At 45.8% G+C, this 16,950-nt stretch carries 15 protein-coding genes; all 15 read right to left on the bottom strand.

Annotation, left to right across the window (positions count from 1 at the left end):
* Positions 1 to 32: 32 nt before the first annotated feature.
* Positions 33 to 1,064, bottom strand: coding sequence for a zinc-dependent alcohol dehydrogenase (locus tag JNUCC31_RS29800; protein ID WP_192266921.1), 1,032 nt, complete (start codon positions 1,062 to 1,064; stop codon positions 33 to 35).
* A 60-nt stretch (positions 1,065 to 1,124) separates the two neighbouring features.
* On the bottom strand, positions 1,125 to 2,405 hold the full coding sequence (locus JNUCC31_RS29795) for an aminotransferase class III-fold pyridoxal phosphate-dependent enzyme (protein WP_228469310.1): 1,281 nt from the start codon (positions 2,403 to 2,405) through the stop codon (positions 1,125 to 1,127).
* A gap of 33 nt (positions 2,406 to 2,438) precedes the next feature.
* Positions 2,439 to 3,593: a glycosyltransferase family 2 protein gene (locus JNUCC31_RS29790; RefSeq protein ID WP_192266920.1), complete on the bottom strand. Its 1,155-nt coding sequence runs from the start codon at positions 3,591 to 3,593 to the stop codon at positions 2,439 to 2,441.
* 349 nt (positions 3,594 to 3,942) lie between these two features.
* Positions 3,943 to 4,509 carry a TetR/AcrR family transcriptional regulator gene (locus JNUCC31_RS29785; protein WP_192266919.1) on the bottom strand — a complete coding sequence of 189 codons (567 nt, stop codon included), beginning with the start codon at positions 4,507 to 4,509 and terminating at the stop codon, positions 3,943 to 3,945.
* Positions 4,510 to 4,693: 184 nt separating this feature from the next.
* Entirely contained in the window at positions 4,694 to 6,172 is a 1,479-nt protein-coding gene (locus JNUCC31_RS29780) for an Lsa family ABC-F type ribosomal protection protein (RefSeq protein ID WP_192266918.1), read from the bottom strand.
* Positions 6,173 to 6,689: 517 nt separating this feature from the next.
* Positions 6,690 to 7,253, bottom strand: coding sequence for a GNAT family N-acetyltransferase (locus tag JNUCC31_RS29775; protein ID WP_228469309.1), 564 nt, complete (start codon positions 7,251 to 7,253; stop codon positions 6,690 to 6,692).
* A gap of 176 nt (positions 7,254 to 7,429) precedes the next feature.
* On the bottom strand, positions 7,430 to 7,813 hold the full coding sequence (locus JNUCC31_RS29770) for a hypothetical protein (RefSeq protein WP_192266916.1): 384 nt from the start codon (positions 7,811 to 7,813) through the stop codon (positions 7,430 to 7,432).
* A 158-nt stretch (positions 7,814 to 7,971) separates the two neighbouring features.
* The gene (locus tag JNUCC31_RS29765; RefSeq protein ID WP_192266915.1) at positions 7,972 to 8,577 is read right to left on the bottom strand and encodes a pentapeptide repeat-containing protein; all 606 of its coding nucleotides are present in this window, start codon (positions 8,575 to 8,577) and stop codon (positions 7,972 to 7,974) included.
* A 188-nt stretch (positions 8,578 to 8,765) separates the two neighbouring features.
* Complete coding sequence (locus tag JNUCC31_RS29760; protein ID WP_192266914.1) at positions 8,766 to 9,230, bottom strand: hypothetical protein; 465 nt, start codon at positions 9,228 to 9,230, stop codon at positions 8,766 to 8,768.
* A complete protein-coding gene (locus tag JNUCC31_RS29755) occupies positions 9,227 to 11,260 on the bottom strand; it encodes a S9 family peptidase (RefSeq protein WP_192266913.1) in 2,034 nt (677 codons plus the stop codon). The genes JNUCC31_RS29760 and JNUCC31_RS29755 overlap by 4 nt, the downstream gene beginning before the upstream one ends.
* Before the next feature lie 27 nt (positions 11,261 to 11,287).
* Positions 11,288 to 12,193: an ABC transporter permease gene (locus JNUCC31_RS29750; RefSeq protein ID WP_228469795.1), complete on the bottom strand. Its 906-nt coding sequence runs from the start codon at positions 12,191 to 12,193 to the stop codon at positions 11,288 to 11,290.
* Positions 12,194 to 12,232: 39 nt separating this feature from the next.
* Complete coding sequence (locus tag JNUCC31_RS29745) at positions 12,233 to 13,150, bottom strand: ABC transporter permease (RefSeq protein ID WP_192266911.1); 918 nt, start codon at positions 13,148 to 13,150, stop codon at positions 12,233 to 12,235.
* 98 nt (positions 13,151 to 13,248) lie between these two features.
* Positions 13,249 to 14,814: an ABC transporter substrate-binding protein gene (locus tag JNUCC31_RS29740; RefSeq protein WP_192266910.1), complete on the bottom strand. Its 1,566-nt coding sequence runs from the start codon at positions 14,812 to 14,814 to the stop codon at positions 13,249 to 13,251.
* Positions 14,811 to 16,022, bottom strand: coding sequence for a M20 metallopeptidase family protein (locus JNUCC31_RS29735; RefSeq protein ID WP_192266909.1), 1,212 nt, complete (start codon positions 16,020 to 16,022; stop codon positions 14,811 to 14,813). The genes JNUCC31_RS29740 and JNUCC31_RS29735 overlap by 4 nt, the downstream gene beginning before the upstream one ends.
* Positions 16,022 to 16,771 (bottom strand): FadR/GntR family transcriptional regulator, encoded by a 750-nt coding sequence (locus JNUCC31_RS29730; RefSeq protein ID WP_192266908.1) that lies wholly within the window; start codon positions 16,769 to 16,771, stop codon positions 16,022 to 16,024. The genes JNUCC31_RS29735 and JNUCC31_RS29730 overlap by 1 nt, the downstream gene beginning before the upstream one ends.
* Between the last annotated feature and the right edge of the window lie 179 nt (positions 16,772 to 16,950).

Raw genomic sequence — 16,950 nt, 5'->3', positions numbered from 1 at the left:
TCGCAGCGGAAAACCCTCCAATATCTACATACTTATAAGATCAAAGCGGTTTTAACCGAATTCATGGGCAGTTTCTCCCCAGTCCGCAGATGATAACCAATCGTTCCGTTAAATGCCTGTTCATAGTCACTCAGCAGTTCCGTGGATGTCACCATTTGCTCCAGTTCCGGGATGCTTTGTGCAAATTTCAATGCTGTACTGATCATCGAGTGATTAGCCACCGCACCAATGATGCTAATTCCGTCATTAATAACGTGTGTCGATTTGAACGTCACTTCATAGCTGTCGTCATAGCCCATAGGAATGATTCTGCCGCCTTTGGCAATCAGATCAAATCCCACATGAAGCTGGTTCCCGACAGCATCCACCACGATATCAAATTTCTTATTGTTATTGATCTCGTATACCTGATCCAGCGTCAGTTCCTGAGGATAGAAAACATGGTCGGCGATCTCTGAAGCGAACTCTTTGCGGAATGGATCAACTTCCGTGCCTACAGTAAGTCTTGCCAATCGTTTGCTCACAAGCTGACACAGGGAACCGATTGCACCGGAACCGAGTACCAGTACAGAGTCACTTGGCTTAGTCCCTGCTTTCATGAATGTCTGCAGAACACATCCCAGTGGTTCGATCATCATGGCCGTTTCCCAGCTCATGGAGTCCGGGATGGCATAGATATACTTCTCGTCCCCAACGTAATATTCGGCAAAGGTTCCGTGAGTGGTCATGCCTACTTGATAGTCATCAAAATTCTCGCAGTAGATGAACAGACCTTCGCGGCAATAGGAGCAGGTACCGCAAGATTGCGTGGGATCAACCAATACCCGATCACCGATCTTGAAACCACGAACTTCATCGCCCACCTCAACTACGGTGCCGACACCTTCATGACCAATAATCGTTCCTTTATTTGCAGGCACTTTGCCTTTGACAATATTCAGATCTGTACCGCAAATACCTGAACCATAGATTTTAATTTTCACCTGGTTTGGCTTTTGAATGGTTGGCTCCTCAATCTCCTGATAAGTCACCTGTTTGAGATCCTGATATACGATTGCTTTCATTGAATACTCCTCCTTATTGGTTCCCCTTACAGGGTTATACTTTAAACGTTTTCGATAAGCTCATTGCGAAAGGTGCTGCTGCTTCAATACCTCTTTCCAATCCGATAGCGTCTGCAAAAGAGCCTCCTCTACCCATAGCAATTCATCCCGGGTATGAGCATCTGAGAAAATAAAATATCCTTTGGTGAAAATGCCGAAGTGGGCCATTCTTTTAACGATAAACTCACGGAATGGATCGGTCTGAAAGTTATCCTCCGACACAGATTGAATCGAGAAACTCGCATAGGTCCCCTTCAACGCCAACTGATCCGTCAATCCAAGAAGTACAAGTTCGGCTTCAATAAGATCCATAATCCGGATGGTAGCCTCCCGCCAGCTTGGCCATACTTTCGCGCTCTTCATCAATCGCTCACATGCAATGGCTGCCGCGAGTGCAGTGGTCTCACTGGAATGAGCATTGCTGAACCTTACCTGTCCTGATAGCGACATCAAATGTTCTGGTCCCATCACGGCTGCAAGGGGCATTCCATTCGCCATACCTTTGGAGATACAGAGCAGATCAGGCCAGATGTCATACTCTCCAGCTGTAGCCTGCTTACCCATTCGAATACCCGAAGTTACTTCATCAAAGATGACAATAATATCCAATAAACGGCATAGGGATACGACTTTCTCCAACGGTTCACGTTTCCATTCATTCGGACACAGAACAATGCAGGCGATATCCTCGGGAGAGGATGTGATTTGGGCCTCAATACGCTCAGGCGAAGGCTTGTCCACCCATATTGTTGTACGCTCAATATCCACCGGAATGCCTCGCTCTTTCGTTTCGCGGCCGTAGTAACCATACGCAGACCAGTCATGCCATCCATGATAGGCAGTTGCAATGACCTTGCTTTTGCCGCTTCCCGCACGAGCCAGACGTACGGCTCCACTGACTGCATCGGCACCGCTCTTGGTGAATCGCAGTGAGGGGTAACGGCCTTCAAATCGCTCCAAAATCAGTTCAGCGCATTCAAGTTCAATGTCAGCAGGGATCGAATAACTTGTACCTTTTTTCAGCTGATGGATGACGGTCAGTTGAACTTCATGCCTTGCATGTCCCCATGGGGCCGTACCCATCGCCATCTCACAGTCCAGCCATTCATTTCCATCGATATCTATAAAACGGGAATTGCGCGCTTCGGCGCAACATACGGGAGTGTAACCCGGAAACAATCGCTCAGGTGCTTTAGCCAACGTACTGCATCCACTCGGAATGACCTTTTCGACCTGTTCCAACCACTCCAGATTCCGGGTAAATCTTACGGCACGATCCAGCGTGCTCTCTTTTAAATTCACCTTTGGTTCCTCCCTGTTTACTTGGTTTATAAGTTATCGAACTTTGGTGCCAGGCCAGCAGCCATCATATATGCGATCCATGGTAATGACATTGCCATACAGATCAATAATCAAATCTTTGGCCCGATGGGCATGTCTCATTTCGATCCAGTAGCGGTTCTCCAGCAAACGGGCGAAGTTGTCTACCAGAAATAATAAACGGTTCTCGCTATGAATCAGTTCTTTGCCCAAGACCTGGGGCAACCAGATGGCTCCATTAGAGTTAAAACGGTTGGAATAGTCACGTACCTCAGCAACAGGTGCAATGCCCGCTTCCTCCAGTTTGGTCCAGAACGTATCGGCGTCACTGCGAACTTCCGCAAGGTCAATCCCGATGATCGGCAGATGTTCGTATTCACTTTGGCGGTCCAGCTGCCCCTTCAGATGACTGAATACAAATGGCCAAACATCAGCCTCGATTTCCCCGCCCCATTTTTTCCAGAAACGTGCCAGATTGTTTTTTCGGTTGAAATTCCGGTGTATGCCACTGCTCCGCTCCCAGTGATACGCCTGAATATTGGGGTTAATGACCGTATCGTATCCGGCCGCTCGTGCCCGCATCTGATAATCAAAATCCTCATATCCGTTAAAGAACTTCTCATCCAGATTGCCAATGGTCTCATAGACTTCCCGCTTCATGCCGAACATCGCGAATACCACCAGTTGAACGGAGAAGGTGTCCTTCGGGATATCTTCAGGCGATGCGTTCAGGAACAGGTGCCGGCCGATGGTGTCCGCAAAAGCAATGCCGCAATGCTGCACACCTCCTGTCTGCGGATACAACAGAACCCCTCCGATCATGCCAATCGTAATATCGCTGTCCAGTGTCTCTTTCATCATCGGTTGCCAGTCCGGCTGGAGAATCGTGTCGGAATCCAGGAAGAAAATGTATTCCCCTTTGGCAAGACTTAGTGCGCTATTGATCGATACGGCGCAACCGAGTGGAAAATCATGCTGAAGAATCTCGATGGTCACACCTTCTCTTACTTCTTGCTTCAATCTATCCAGATGTTGAAAGACTGCTGAGCCGGAACCGTCGTTGATAAAAATAATCTGAGTGGATGGACTTACCGTCCGGAGCAGCGAATCAGTGAACAGGTTCAAAATGTTATAGTCCTGGTTGACTGGCACAATAATGGTGTAAAGCATGGAATCCCTCCTGTTGGATATGATGGAATATGCGTACAAAAGCGGTTAAAACGGTACTGCGTCATTTGTAGATTATCGACCTCCTTGTCGAGAATTCACTGTCTTAATTTGGTAATGATTTGAATCTACTAGAAATTTATATCATTTTTTGTAAGTTTTAAATCTTAAATTCTGAACTCTGTTAAAATTTGAATGTGTTCCCGGAAGAAAACGTAATCCATTTCGAGCAATTACATTCGCTTCCCACACAAAAAACACGCCCAGAGTCATTTCCGTATCAATGGACACGGTCGACTGCCAGACGTGCTTCCAATGCAATATTACATAATTACATAACATTAGCGGCTACTTATTTGGCTCTGAAGCCATGATAGAATGTATCCACAACCAATGAAGCTGCCGATTTACGAGCAATATGACCACTTATAACCTGCTGCCAGGTCAGGAACAAAATCGAATACAATACATCTACAATCCAATTCTTGTCCACATTTTGACGGAAATATCCCTTTTGCTGCAACAAACCGACGGCCTGCAGAATGGGCTCTCTCAGTTTCAAATCTGCTCCTTCAATCTCAGGATTATAAAGAACGGTTGCATCATGGGTAAGGAAATAGATTTTATCTCCTAACGGAATAAGCACTTCAATCAGCTCGGGAATATACGATTCACAGTTTTCTTCATCCAGATGAATATTTTGCATGGCCTCACTTACGACCTCAATCGCACGCAAGCCCAGATGAACCATTAATTGTTCACGACTCTCCACGTATCGGTGCAGTGTCGCGATCCCGATTCTTGCTGAATCAGCAATGTCATTCATGGAAGCATTCGGCTTTTCAATCAGCAATTTGGTCGCTTCGTCCAAAATGGAGTGAAGTCTTGTTTGCTTCATCGATGTCATTTCTTTTTTCAATGTGTGCACACCTCTTAAGGAGTATATTCTATAAATTGATTCAATCATCCATCAAATGATGGGATATGCCTATAAAAATTATAGCACAACTCCCCACAATACCAATGCCTGATGGACAATCGTCCCTGTAAAACTCAAAAGCCGCCTTTCGGCGGCTCTTCACATTTATTACATTTCTCCTTGCTTATAGCTCGATAATCCTCGTTGCGATATTTGCGCAAAATTCACTGTCATGTTCAACAAAAAGAAGGGTTGGAGAATACTCCAGCAGCAACTCTTCGATTTGCATGCGAGAAATGACATCTACAAAGTTGAGTGGTTCATCCCAAATGTGCAAATGAGCTTGCTCACTCAGGCTTTTGGCAATCAGCACTTTCTTTTTTTGGCCAGCGCTAAACGTCGAGATATCTTTCTCCAATTGCAGCCTGGAAAAATCCAGCTTTCTTAGGATCGATTTAAACAAGCTTTCATCGATTCCCTGCGTAACAGCATAATCCGATAACTGTCCTCCGAGATGAGACGTGTCCTGTGAGACATACGAGATTTTAAGCTGAGGATCCTTTCGAAAATGACCTGTATGTGGGATATTTTCACCACAAATCAATTTAAGGATGCTTGATTTTCCAGATCCGTTTTTACCGTAAAGCGCGATACGATCCCCTTTTTCAACTGTGAAACTGATATCCTCACACACCGTATTGGATCCGTATGCAATCGATACATGTTCCAATTCGACAAGTTCCTTTTTGTGAAAATCCAGTTGATGAATCTGCAAGCGTTCTGCATTTTCAATATTTTTGAGCAATTTGGACTTTTCTTGGATGGCGGATTGCTGTCTCTGCTCTATATTTTTGGAACGTTTCATCATTTTTGCAGCCTTGTGTCCAATATAGCCTTTATCTACCTTTGAACCGGAATTTCTCGTGCCATTTTTTGTTTTTTCGACTTCATGCGACCATCCCCCCGTCCGTTTGGCCGAGTCAGATAGACGCTTGATGTCCTTTATTAATTTCTCATTACTGGCAAGCTCAAACTGATCTTGCCTTTGTTTGTTTTCCCACCAAGCGGAGAAATTCCCTTTCTGAATCTCGATGTTATTTTTATTGATGGACAGGATGTGGTCTACGCTGTTATCCAAAAAGGATCGATCATGAGATACCAAAATAAATCCACTTTTGCTGCGCAGATAATTACTGACGAGTTTTCTGGCATGAATGTCGAGATGATTGGTAGGCTCATCAATAAGCAGAAATCGATTATCCTTCAGGAACAAAGCAGCCAGCATGACCTTCGTTTGTTCTCCATTGGATAAAGAATCGAAAGGTCGATACAGAACGTCTTCCGAAATCTTTAACAGGTTAAGCTCCCGGACCAGCTGCCAGTGCAGATATTCAGGATAAATCTCTTCAATAACGTCGAGAGTCATAGCTTCTTTATTCTCCACCTGAAAGGGAAAGTATTCAAAGCTAACATTCGCAGAGATATTTCCACTGTATTCATATTTACCGAGCAACAGATTGAGGAATGTTGTTTTGCCTCTGCCGTTCCTTCCGGTAAAACCCAATTTCCAATCGGAGTCCAACTGAAAACTCACATTTTCAAATATGTTATCGTAACTGCCATCATAGGCAAAAGTCAGGTTTGTAACATTGATTAAAGACATAAGGATCATCCTTTTTATGTGAAATATAAAAGTTAGTCGGGCGGGGTATTTAACCACGACATGGTCCTTCACTTTATATTTGAACATAATCAGAATTTTAATCCGCTCCTGAATGAATGACACACTTCTCCATGTCTGATTTATTAGAATATCCTCAGATGAAAAAACGCAAATAAGCCCCAGTTCACCGGTACTTTTTGCGTTACATCAACCTGACTATACGATAAAGAAACTTAGCGATATACCTTTCGGGCGCCAAGTGAATCTATGCATAGGAGGATAAAGTGCCGGATTCTGATTAGTTATGTTGTGAACCATGTCAGTCTTCATGTTCGTTGACAGGTCCACATAAACATCTACAACATCTAATTCAGTCATCGCGCTATCCCCCTTTTAAAGCTCAACAATTTGATACAAAAAACTTAACATGGAATACAACCAGGGGTCAAGATGAGAAAATCGAATAGTGACTCTTCATAATTCCCCCCTTATTAACTCATGAAATTCTCTCCCGAAGTCAGTATAAATAGCCCAGGAAATCGAGTTCTCCCTCACTCCATGACAAGGTTCCAACTTCTTTAATCATTAATCCCTCAACCTTTTGGCATCCAATTCCGATGGTTGTTAAAGTTTCATGGTCAATTTTTAGCCATTTACATGGATTGCTTACCGCTTTGTATCCATGTTTGCTATACAATTCCTCATGATCCGCAAATAAAAGTACAAAATCACTATTCTTTTGAGATCGTTTTTCCGCTTCAGAAAGCAGCAGGGAACCGAGTCCTTGTGAGCGATGTGCAGTAGAGACACATAAATCGATGATGCCCATTACTCGTACTGCTTTTCCATTTAAATTCATCACTCTATAGTCTAATCCTATATGCCCTATCAATTGATGATCCGGGCTGAACGCCAATATTCTGCACAATGGGATTTGTTTGAAAAACAATCTGTCTTCGGGATATACCTCTGGAAAACTGGCAACAAGCAATTCTTGAAGCGCCATGGACCAATCTTCGCTCAGATCCATATCGTAAACTGTAATAAATTCCAATAAAACGCCTCCTTTTTGATTGGTCAACTTTTTGGTTACTGGTCAGCACCCTGACTATACTTCTACGTATATCTCGATGTTGTAATTCATCGGGATTGCTTTTCACGAAATAACTAAACAGGTCCACTGCAACACTGTTCCACAGACTTGCACATCCTATGGTTTAAGCGAGGGATTTAGTCATTTGATTTCCGATAACCAGCCTAAGGAACATAGGCATCCTCTACCTCAACTTTTCGTTCATTTCCGTCTGCTATGTATCTAACTTTAATGATGTTTCCTTTCTGAAAGTGGGGTATATGTGTGACCGGGATATATGTCTCCACAATCGATGGAAAGGTGCGTCCATCCGTTTGAGTTACAGTCAAATCCAGACGCACTCCCGGCCTTCCATCCATACTGGATGAAGTCTGCACAATATCATGAATAACTGCCCCCGCGGGAATTCCCTCCATCAAAATACTTTTTCGAAGGTGCTGTTTCTGTTGATTGTTACGCAGCAGTTTAAATGCCATAATCGTAGTGATCGTGCCTGTAATAAGCCCAAAGCCAATAATAGCAACAATAGTAATTAATGTGGTCGTCATAATGGCCTCCTTTTATTAGAAACGTATGTTTACTACTTCTTGTTTATATCTCTTATTCCTGCAAACTTGCTTGAACTGGAACGCCTAAATGCCAAAAAACCGCCATAGAGGCGGTTTCTTGGTGTTTATGAAGTTCTTGGCGTTTTACGCAAATGCACCTAATCCACTTTCGCACCATAAGAACGTACAAACAGAACCGATTGTTCGCGATCCAAACGTACGCCTTTGATATCCAATGATTTCAGATCGATTCCTTCCAGGTTAGCCCCTCTAAGATCAGCCCCTTGCAGCTTGGCTCTGCTTAAAATAGCTCTTGTGAGATCACAGTCTCTCAAATCCGCTTTGGTAAAATCCGTATCCGTAAAATCGGCTTCAAAGAAACGAATTCCTCGTAAATCCTGTTTGCCCAATCGGGTATGTCTCAGATTCGTATAAGACCAATCGCCTTGACTTAGTGTAATTCCATCCATTTGCGCACCGGAGAAGTCCGACCCAGTCATCTTGCAGGAACTGAATTTGGAAGCGAAGAGATTAGCACCACCAAATAAACAATTCTCAAAAGCCGATTCTCTATGAATAGAGCCATTCATGGATGCACCTTTAAAGTCACATTCGATAAAACGGCAGTTGCTTGTCTCGATTTCTTCCATGGAAGCGTTCATAAAGGTACATTGTTTGAAAACACAACTGATCAGTTCTCCATAACGCAAATCACGTCCTTCAAAATGTACAGCCTCATATTCCTGATCCTTATATTGATACACTACGTACACCCCATTTGATAATTATCATGTGTCCACCAGTTAAAGAACTTTTTATAATATACCATACGGCTGTCAAGTACCTGCTTAAACGCCTGCAAAAGTCAAGAATCTTATTTTCAAAAAAACGTAGAAGTTACAATAAAAAAACCGCGATATTCGCGGCTTTTCGCTCTCCAATATATGTTTTGCTAGTACTTCAATCGGATGTGAACAGAGATCCGTGACGATTCGTTTTTGTAGGGGTCTTTATCTTGCTTTTCTTCTTGCACAGTCCACAGTCTGCCAACCAACGATTGCAGCAAGTTAATCTCTTGCAAGGTCAAGTGAACCTGTTTCAGTGACAGATCTTCCTGAATATAATCCTCATCTGCCCTGAGGCCAAAGCGGAAATAGAGCAGTCTTTTCAAGGCATTCAGATGCAAAAACTTAAACTCATAGACTCCGCTGCGTATGGCCTCTTCCCAGTTGTCTCCCACTTCAACTGCTGTATCCAGTCTCTCCGCCAGATCCATCGTCGGTTCCTTGATCTTGGATAACAATAGGGAGAAGTCTTTTCTCTGCAAACAATCAATAATCACATCACTCGGTTCTCCGCTTGTCAGTACATTTTCCACTAACAGGGCTACAGGAATGGAAAGTTGAACTTGACTCATGCTCCGCTCTCTCCATTTTTGAGGTATTGATTAAACCATGCATTTACCTGTTCAAAGCTATCCACGCGCAGCGAAGGTTTCCCGCTTTTGAGCAGAGAGTGATTAGAGCCAGGATATCGAATCAGTTTGGTCGTTTTTCCATATCGTTTCAAAGTGGTATATAACTCCTCCGCCTGTCCGATCGGTGTACGATAGTCTTGCTCTCCATGCATGATCAGTAATGGCGTTTCAATCTTGTGCGCGTGAGCAAGGGGTGAACGGGACCACAATAAGTCAGCATGTTCAGCCGGATTGCCACCAATAACTCCCTCCACATAAGAGATTCCAATATCGCTGGTTCCATACATGGATAACCAATTGGATATGCACCGCTGGGTTACCGCCGCTTTGAATCGGTTGGTATGAGCCACGATCCAGTTGGTCATGACACCTCCATAACTGCCACCACCTATGCCAAGACGTGTTTCATCCAGGAAATCGGTTGTAGCCAGTACATGATCCACCGCCTCCAGCAAGTCCCGGAAGTCTCCCCCGGCAAAATCACCCCGGCAAGCTCTGGCAAATTCCTGCCCGTATCCCATACTTCCACGGGGGTTTACCCATAGAACAGCATACCCCTGTGCAGCAAGTGTCTGCATTTCGTGGCTGAAAGTGCCTGTATACATCGCATGAGGCCCACCATGAATCTGTAAAATCATCGGTACTTTCAGGTTCGGTCCATTCATAACCGGCTTCAGTAACCAGCCTTGAATCGGCCATCCGTCCGATGATGTAAACTCAACACGTTCAGGTACATTTACTTGCAGTTCTGCGATGAATTCATCGTTTCGCTGTGTCAGTCTGATCATATCCCCACTGTCGATATCCACACGGTACAGTTCCCCGGGACGATCCTCAGTCAATGCGCCAATGACCAGTGTCTTACCATCAGGTGACAGGGTATATTGATACACATCCTTCTCGCCGTTTCCCGTCACTGATTGGCAATGACCATTCTCGGTGATTCGATACACATCCACACTTCCGCCATGAGTCCCCAATACGTACGCCGTACGTTTCGCAAGACGGTGATCCATCAGAGGCGACGGAGATGGGCTTGCCGCTTTCATGTCTCCAAGAGCTGCGTTTCCTAACTGCATATCGATCTCGGATGCAAGCTGCTTTGGAATACCTCCACTAAGCGGCACTTCATATAATCTGTTATGACTCCCACTGCCATACTCACGGTCACTGGCGATCAGGATCAGGTGCTGTCCGTCGGGTGAATACGCGAATTGGCTCACCAGCAGGGTGGAATCTGTTACTTTGCATATCTTGCCGCTTTGCAACCGCACGGTATGTACATCTGCAAAATACAACAGATCAGCGTCCAGTTCCTCATCCTGCCCTTGCTTTGAAATAAAAGATATGGACAGACTGTCCGGTGACCAGACTGGGGCAGTAACATTCCAATGTCCGGACGTAACCTGAGTAATGGTTCCATTTCCGATCTCATATACAAACAAATGGCTATAAAGACCATCCCACCAACCAGAGCCTTCCGCTTTGGGAGTTGTGCGTTCAAACACCTTGCCCCTCAAGGGGCTTACCTTAGATGATTCGCCTGTCTTAGACGCTTCGTCAGCCTTCGCCTCTTCTTTCCCTCGTACAACTTTGCTGGTGAATGCAATATATTTTCCATCTGGAGACCAGACAAATTGCGATAGCTTACGCTCAGGTGAGATGCGATTTACAACAGTTGTATCATTTGGTGAAATAGTCCATAACCCCTTACCCCCACTTTCCAACCGTAAAAAAGCGAGCTGGGTTCCATCCGGTGACCAGGCAGGAGAAGAATCCTTTAATCCATCTGTAAGGGGCTTGTCCCCACTACCGTCCAGAGAAACGCCCCGAATTTGCGTCTGATACTCATTTTTCTGCTTATCAATGGTCTGTTCAACGTACGCCACCTGACCATCCACATTGATCACAGGCTGACTTACCCAGCGATAATGATATAAGTCCTCTGGTAAGATCGGTCTCCGGTTCATATCCATGGCTCCTTTCTGTCGTTTCTATTATTTTTTGTTCGTATCCGTACGTGGATCAAGCACATCACGCAGCCAATCTCCCAAGAAAATAACGCCAAGAACCGTCAGGGTTATTGCCAATCCAGGGAACGTTGCCACCCACCAGCTTGTAGCCACATACTGCCTGCCATCACTGAGCATGCCTCCCCAGGAAATGTCAGGCGGCTTGATGCCCAGACCCAGGAAACTAAGCGAAGCTTCCATAATGATGGTGGTCCCGACATTCATCCCGCAGATCACGATAAAGGAAGATAAAATATTCGGCAGAATGTGCTTCAGAATCAATCTCCCGTTCTTGGCACCGATGGATCTGGCAGCATGAACAAAGTCCCTCTCCTTGATACTCAGCACCTCACTGCGAACCACACGGGTGAAAGGAACCCAGTTGGTCACACCGATAACCAAAATCAGCGTTGTAATTCCTGGACCCACAATGGCCATTACAACGAGCATAAACAGAATGGTAGGGATGGCCATAAATGCATCACCCACGCGCATAATAACTGCATCCAGCCATTTTCCGTAAAATCCGGACAAGAGACCAAGGATGGCACCAATGATTCCGGACACGATGACCGCACCCATGCCCACGATTAATGATACCCGCGCACCATATACGATTCGGCTCCACATATCCCTGCCCAGATTATCCGTACCCAGCCAATATTCAGCCGTTCCCCCCTCAAGCCAAGCAGGCGGTTTAAGACGATTGAGAGGATTAACTGCACCCGGATCATGACTCGTTAACAGAGGTGCACAAATAGCGATTAATACAACCAACAAAACGAGCACAGCGCCAAATATTCCGGTTTTGCTGATAATCAGTTGATTCCAGATATAGCGAAGTCCTGTTGGTGTACGTAAATTCTCATGTTCCTGTCCTGCACCCGGCATTGGCATTTCATTGCTGCCTGTCATCGATTGCACCTCCTTCTAATCGTATTTAATCCGTGGATCAAGCAGCCTGTAGGCCACGTCCGTCAATATATTGGTTACAACCACAATAAACGCAATGACAAAAACAGCAGCCTGTACAATCGCCATGTCATGCGTGTTGACGGCAACAACCAGCAGTTGACCCAGCCCGGGCCAGGAGAATACGGTCTCGGTAATCAATGTTCCACCGATCAAGCTTGTAAATTGCAAACTCATAATCGTCACGACTGGAATCAAGCCATTGCGAAACGCATGTCTGCCAATCACGACCATCCGGCCGAGCCCCTTGCTCCGTGCCGTACGGATGTAATCCTGACTCAGAATTTCCAGCATGCTGGAGCGAATCAGACGAGTCATCTGAGCAGCCAGTCCGACCCCAAGCGTAAAGGCAGGCAATATCAAGTGTGATATTCCACCTCGGCCGGAGACGGGCAGAACACCCAACATAACCGAAAATAATAAAATCAGCATGATGCCCATCCAGAAGTTCGGCATGGCTTTTCCAATTACCGATATCCCGGAGATGATCAGATCGGTAAACGTGTTACGTTTAACAGCTGAGGCAACACCCAACGGTATAGCCATGACAATGGCAAAAAACATCGCGGCAACAGCGAGTTCAAAACTTGCCGGCAATCGTTCCAGCACAAGCTGTAAGGCCGGCTCTCCATAACGGAAGGATTGGCCAAAATCCCCCTGCAAGGCACTGCCCAGGAACTTGATATACTGCGTGTATAACGGCTGGTCCAGTCCAAGTGCCTGCGTCAACACAGCCCGGTCTTCAGCAGTAGCTGTTTCCGGCAGCATCAGGGCAACCGGATCTCCCGTGACGCGGACCAATATGAATACGATTAATGAAACAATGAACAGAACCGGAATAACCTGCAGTAATGACTTGAGTACATATTTGCCCATTCTCTGTCCACCTCCTTTTAAAAAAGAACGACAGGAACGTGGTACAGTCCCTGCCGTTCAAGGCTTATCTTTGTTATAACAGGTTGTTCTGTCTGATGTTACTGTGCAGGTGTGATCTCGTCAGCATAGAACATCTCGTCACTACGCGGCTGGAAGTTCACACGGCTATCTGTTCCATAAACCCCTTCCATCTGGTACAAATACACAGCTGGGCGATCTTCAGCAAGAATGTGCTGAACTTGCTGGTATTCTTTCTCCCTGGAAGCCGGGTCCATGTTAACCAGCGCAGACTGGAGCAATTTCTCCACTTCCGGATTGTTATAATCCGACTCTCCTTTGGCCTCTTCCACCATGTAACGATTGTAGTTATTGGAAGCATCAAAGAGGGAGTTACCAATTCCGATCATGAAAATTTCCTTGAATGATTTGGAACTATAACGCTCACTGAAAGCACTTGGTTCAAGCACGTCCAGATTGATTTTGAAGCCCACTTGCTCCAGCATCGCTGCCACGACTTCGGCAGGCTCTTTGTACTGGGAGGATACCGAGATGGTCATCTCCGCTTCACCTTCCGCATACCCTGCTTCCTGCAGCAGCTGCTTCGCCTTCTCTTGATCATACAGCGATGTTTTGTACAATGAAGGATCTGCCCCAAAGTTGCCAGGTGTCACGGATGTACGGGTAACGATACCTGCACCTCCGGCAATGCTGTCTACAATGCCCTGCTTGTCAATCGCCAGATCAATAGCCTCACGAACTTTCGGATCAGCTGTGACGCTGCCTTCTGTTTGACGGAAAATCAACTGAAGTACACGTTGGATCGGCGCTTTGACGATCTTCTTGTCCGCTTCGCCTTCAATACGAGCAATGTCTGTGGATGGTATGGATGCAGCGATATCAACTCCACCAGCCAGAAGTTCAGATACTCGTGTGGAAGCTTCCGGTATAACACGGAATACAACTTCATTCCATTTCGGTTCACCATCGAAGTAATTTTCATTTTTCACAAGTTCAACACGATCATCCTTTGTCCATTTGCTAAATTGGTATGGACCCGTGCCAACAGGTTGTTTCAGGAATTGATCAAAACCTTTGTCCTCAATATATTTTGCCGGCAGGATGCCTGCTCCCATTTTGGACAGACGATTAAGCAGCAGCGGATCTGGCCCGTCTGTAATAATATCTACCGTATATTCATCGACCGCTTTGACTTCAACGATGTTTTTGAAGTAGCTGTTTTGTTTCAGAGTGCTGTCTTTGGCTACACGCTCAAGCGTATATTTCACATCCGCCGAGGTGAATGGATCTCCATTATGGAAAGTCACCCCTTCACGCAGCTTGAAGCGCCAAGTTGTGTCATTCACCTGTTCCCATGAAGTCGCGAGTCCTGGAACTTTCTTCTGTTCACTGTCATTTTTGATCAGGTAATCAAATACGTTGACCAGTACTGCTTCACTGGACGTATTATTGTTGTTATGGGGATCGAAGCTCTCAATATCTGTAGCAGCTGCGATGGTAAGCGTAGTGCTGGCAGATGTTCCGCTTCCTGATTCACTTGATGCCGAATTGCTATCTGTACCAGTGCTCTTTCCACCGCAAGCGCTAAGCACCAGTACTACAGCCAATAATGTGATCCACATGCTTGTCCATTGTCTTTTTCTCATTGTCCATGCTCCCCCTTAGAAGTTGTGTTTCTTGCCAAAAATTCAAGCGCTACGGCAGACAGCATACCCACACCATAAGGCATTACCGTCTCATCGAGATCGAACATTGGATGGTGAAGCGGGTAACGGGTTCGCTCTTCCTCATTCCCTGAACCCAATCGAAAGAAAACACCTGGAATCTGTTCACAGTAGAACGCAAAATCCTCGCCGCCCGTGGAAGGCTGAATGCTGCTCCACCCCTTCGCCCATTCAAGACTATCAACGGTCTCCGCAAGCAGGTCCACCATGCCCAGATCGTTAACTACAACCGGGTAGCCATCGCCATAGATGACTTCGTAACCGGCGCCGAACGAACTGCATACCCCACTAACGACCTGTTCAATCAAGGCTGGCATGCGTTCACGAATGGACGGAGAAAGCGTCCGAACTGTACCAATCATCTCGACCTCCGGAGCAATCGCTGTCCCCATGTAGCCACCGGTGATTTTACCGATCGTTACCACAACCGGCTCAAGCGGGTCTACCATACGACTAGCCAGGTTCTGAAGTGCAGTGATAACCTGAGCAGATACGGCAATGGCATCGATACCTTCATGCGGACGGGCAGCATGTCCACCTTTGCCAAGTATCCGAATCACCAGACGGTCTGCCGAGGCAAACGCCACGCCTTTGCTTACCCCGACAGTACCCGTATCTTGCCCAGGAGTCATATGTAACCCTGCGATCGCGTCGACTTTCGGATTCTCCAGTACCCCATCCTGAATCATGGCACGTGCACCTGCCAATCCTTCTTCGGCAGGCTGGAACACAAACTTGATGTTGCCCGATTTCGGTCTGCCGAGGCTTGTTAGCAGCTCAGCCGCACCCATCAGAATGGTTGTATGCGCGTCATGCCCACACAGATGGGCTTTGCCTTCTACCTGGGAGCTGTAGTCAGCTACCTTTTGATCCTGAATTGGCAATGCATCCATATCTGCCCGAAGTGCGAACGTAGGCCCTTCCGTTTCTCCCCGCAGCACTCCCACGACTCCGGTTTTCCCGACATTACGTGTTACTTCAAGACCCAGACTTTCCAAATGTTTGGCTACAATCTCTGACGTTCGAAATTCTTCATACCCTATTTCCGGATGGCGATGGAAATCTCTCCGCCAGGCAATAAGTTTGGGCTGAAGCGCTTGTGCGCGTTGATATAGTTGTGATTGTTCCATTAGTTCTCATCCCCTTCTTTTTCATCGGATTCTGAAACGAGTCTGGCATAGATTGCATCGGCCGAGAATTCAATGTGTTTTTTCATCGTCTCCCGGGACTTGATGCTGTCATGTGCTTTCATCGCGTCAAGAATCTCCATATGTATCCCATGATTGAGGGAGCGAATTCGGTCATCATAGGGCATCAAGTCCAGTGCCGGATTAATTTTAGTCCGGATTTGTCTAACAGCCGTCTCACAGTACGGATTACCGGATGCCTTGGCAATGGTCAGATGAAATTTCACATCTAGGGCCCGGAACCATTCCCTCGTACAGTGAGGTTCAATACTTTGCTCCATATAGGCTTCAAGCAGTTCCAGCTCGCCTGCGGTGATCCGCTCAGCAGCCAAAAAAGCCCCCTCCGGCTCGATAATGGTCCGGTATTCAAACACTTTCAGCATCTGATCCCAATCCCGCATAATTTCTTCTCTTGTGCGTTTATGAGAATTCGCTGTAAGTGGCAACACAAAAGTACCACCTTTGGCCCCCACGCGTTTCTCGATCAGGCCTTTTTCCTCCAGCGCAGATAACGCCTCGCGAACCGTAATTCGACTGGCATTAAATATCTCGGCAAGGTCTCGTTCGGAAGGAAGCTGTTCTTCACTCATTAATTCTTTGAGTATGATAGCTTCTTCAAGTTGCTCCCTTATAAATTCACTAACCTTTTTGGTAGATACTTTCTCAAAACGAAATGAAAACGAACTGGACATGTAAACACTCCGATCTGTTAATGGTCTAGACCTTATACCATTAATATAATTCCGACTAAACAGATATGCAATAGTTTTTTTAGGAAATATACAAATAGTTTTCAGTCTGGCCTGTTTTCCAAGCTAAAAAAGACGCATCTGCATGAAACAGATACATCTTTTTCATTTCGTTATTCGTC

It is taken from the genome of Paenibacillus sp. JNUCC-31 (genome assembly GCF_014844075.1).
GTDB lineage: Bacteria > Bacillota > Bacilli > Paenibacillales > Paenibacillaceae > Paenibacillus.
The sequence above is the reverse complement of the archived record's forward strand: the minus strand, read 5'-3'. Positions and strand labels throughout refer to the sequence as shown.

Bases quoted from the DNA above. Each gene is read 5' to 3' on its own strand.
- JNUCC31_RS29740 (WP_192266910.1), bottom strand. From the start codon at position 14,814: ATGAGAAAAAGACAATGGACAAGCATGTGGATCACATTATTGGCTGTA.
- JNUCC31_RS29800 (WP_192266921.1), bottom strand. From the start codon at position 1,064: ATGAAAGCAATCGTATATCAGGATCTCAAACAGGTGACTTATCAGGAG.
- JNUCC31_RS29745 (WP_192266911.1), bottom strand. From the start codon at position 13,150: ATGGGCAAATATGTACTCAAGTCATTACTGCAGGTTATTCCGGTTCTG.
- JNUCC31_RS29735 (WP_192266909.1), bottom strand. From the start codon at position 16,022: ATGGAACAATCACAACTATATCAACGCGCACAAGCGCTTCAGCCCAAA.
- JNUCC31_RS29755 (WP_192266913.1), bottom strand. From the start codon at position 11,260: ATGAACCGGAGACCGATCTTACCAGAGGACTTATATCATTATCGCTGG.
- JNUCC31_RS29770 (WP_192266916.1), bottom strand. From the start codon at position 7,813: ATGACGACCACATTAATTACTATTGTTGCTATTATTGGCTTTGGGCTT.
- JNUCC31_RS29790 (WP_192266920.1), bottom strand. From the start codon at position 3,593: ATGCTTTACACCATTATTGTGCCAGTCAACCAGGACTATAACATTTTG.
- JNUCC31_RS29730 (WP_192266908.1), bottom strand. From the start codon at position 16,771: ATGTCCAGTTCGTTTTCATTTCGTTTTGAGAAAGTATCTACCAAAAAG.
- JNUCC31_RS29750 (WP_228469795.1), bottom strand. From the start codon at position 12,193: ATGCCGGGTGCAGGACAGGAACATGAGAATTTACGTACACCAACAGGA.
- JNUCC31_RS29780 (WP_192266918.1), bottom strand. From the start codon at position 6,172: ATGTCTTTAATCAATGTTACAAACCTGACTTTTGCCTATGATGGCAGT.
- JNUCC31_RS29760 (WP_192266914.1), bottom strand. From the start codon at position 9,230: ATGAGTCAAGTTCAACTTTCCATTCCTGTAGCCCTGTTAGTGGAAAAT.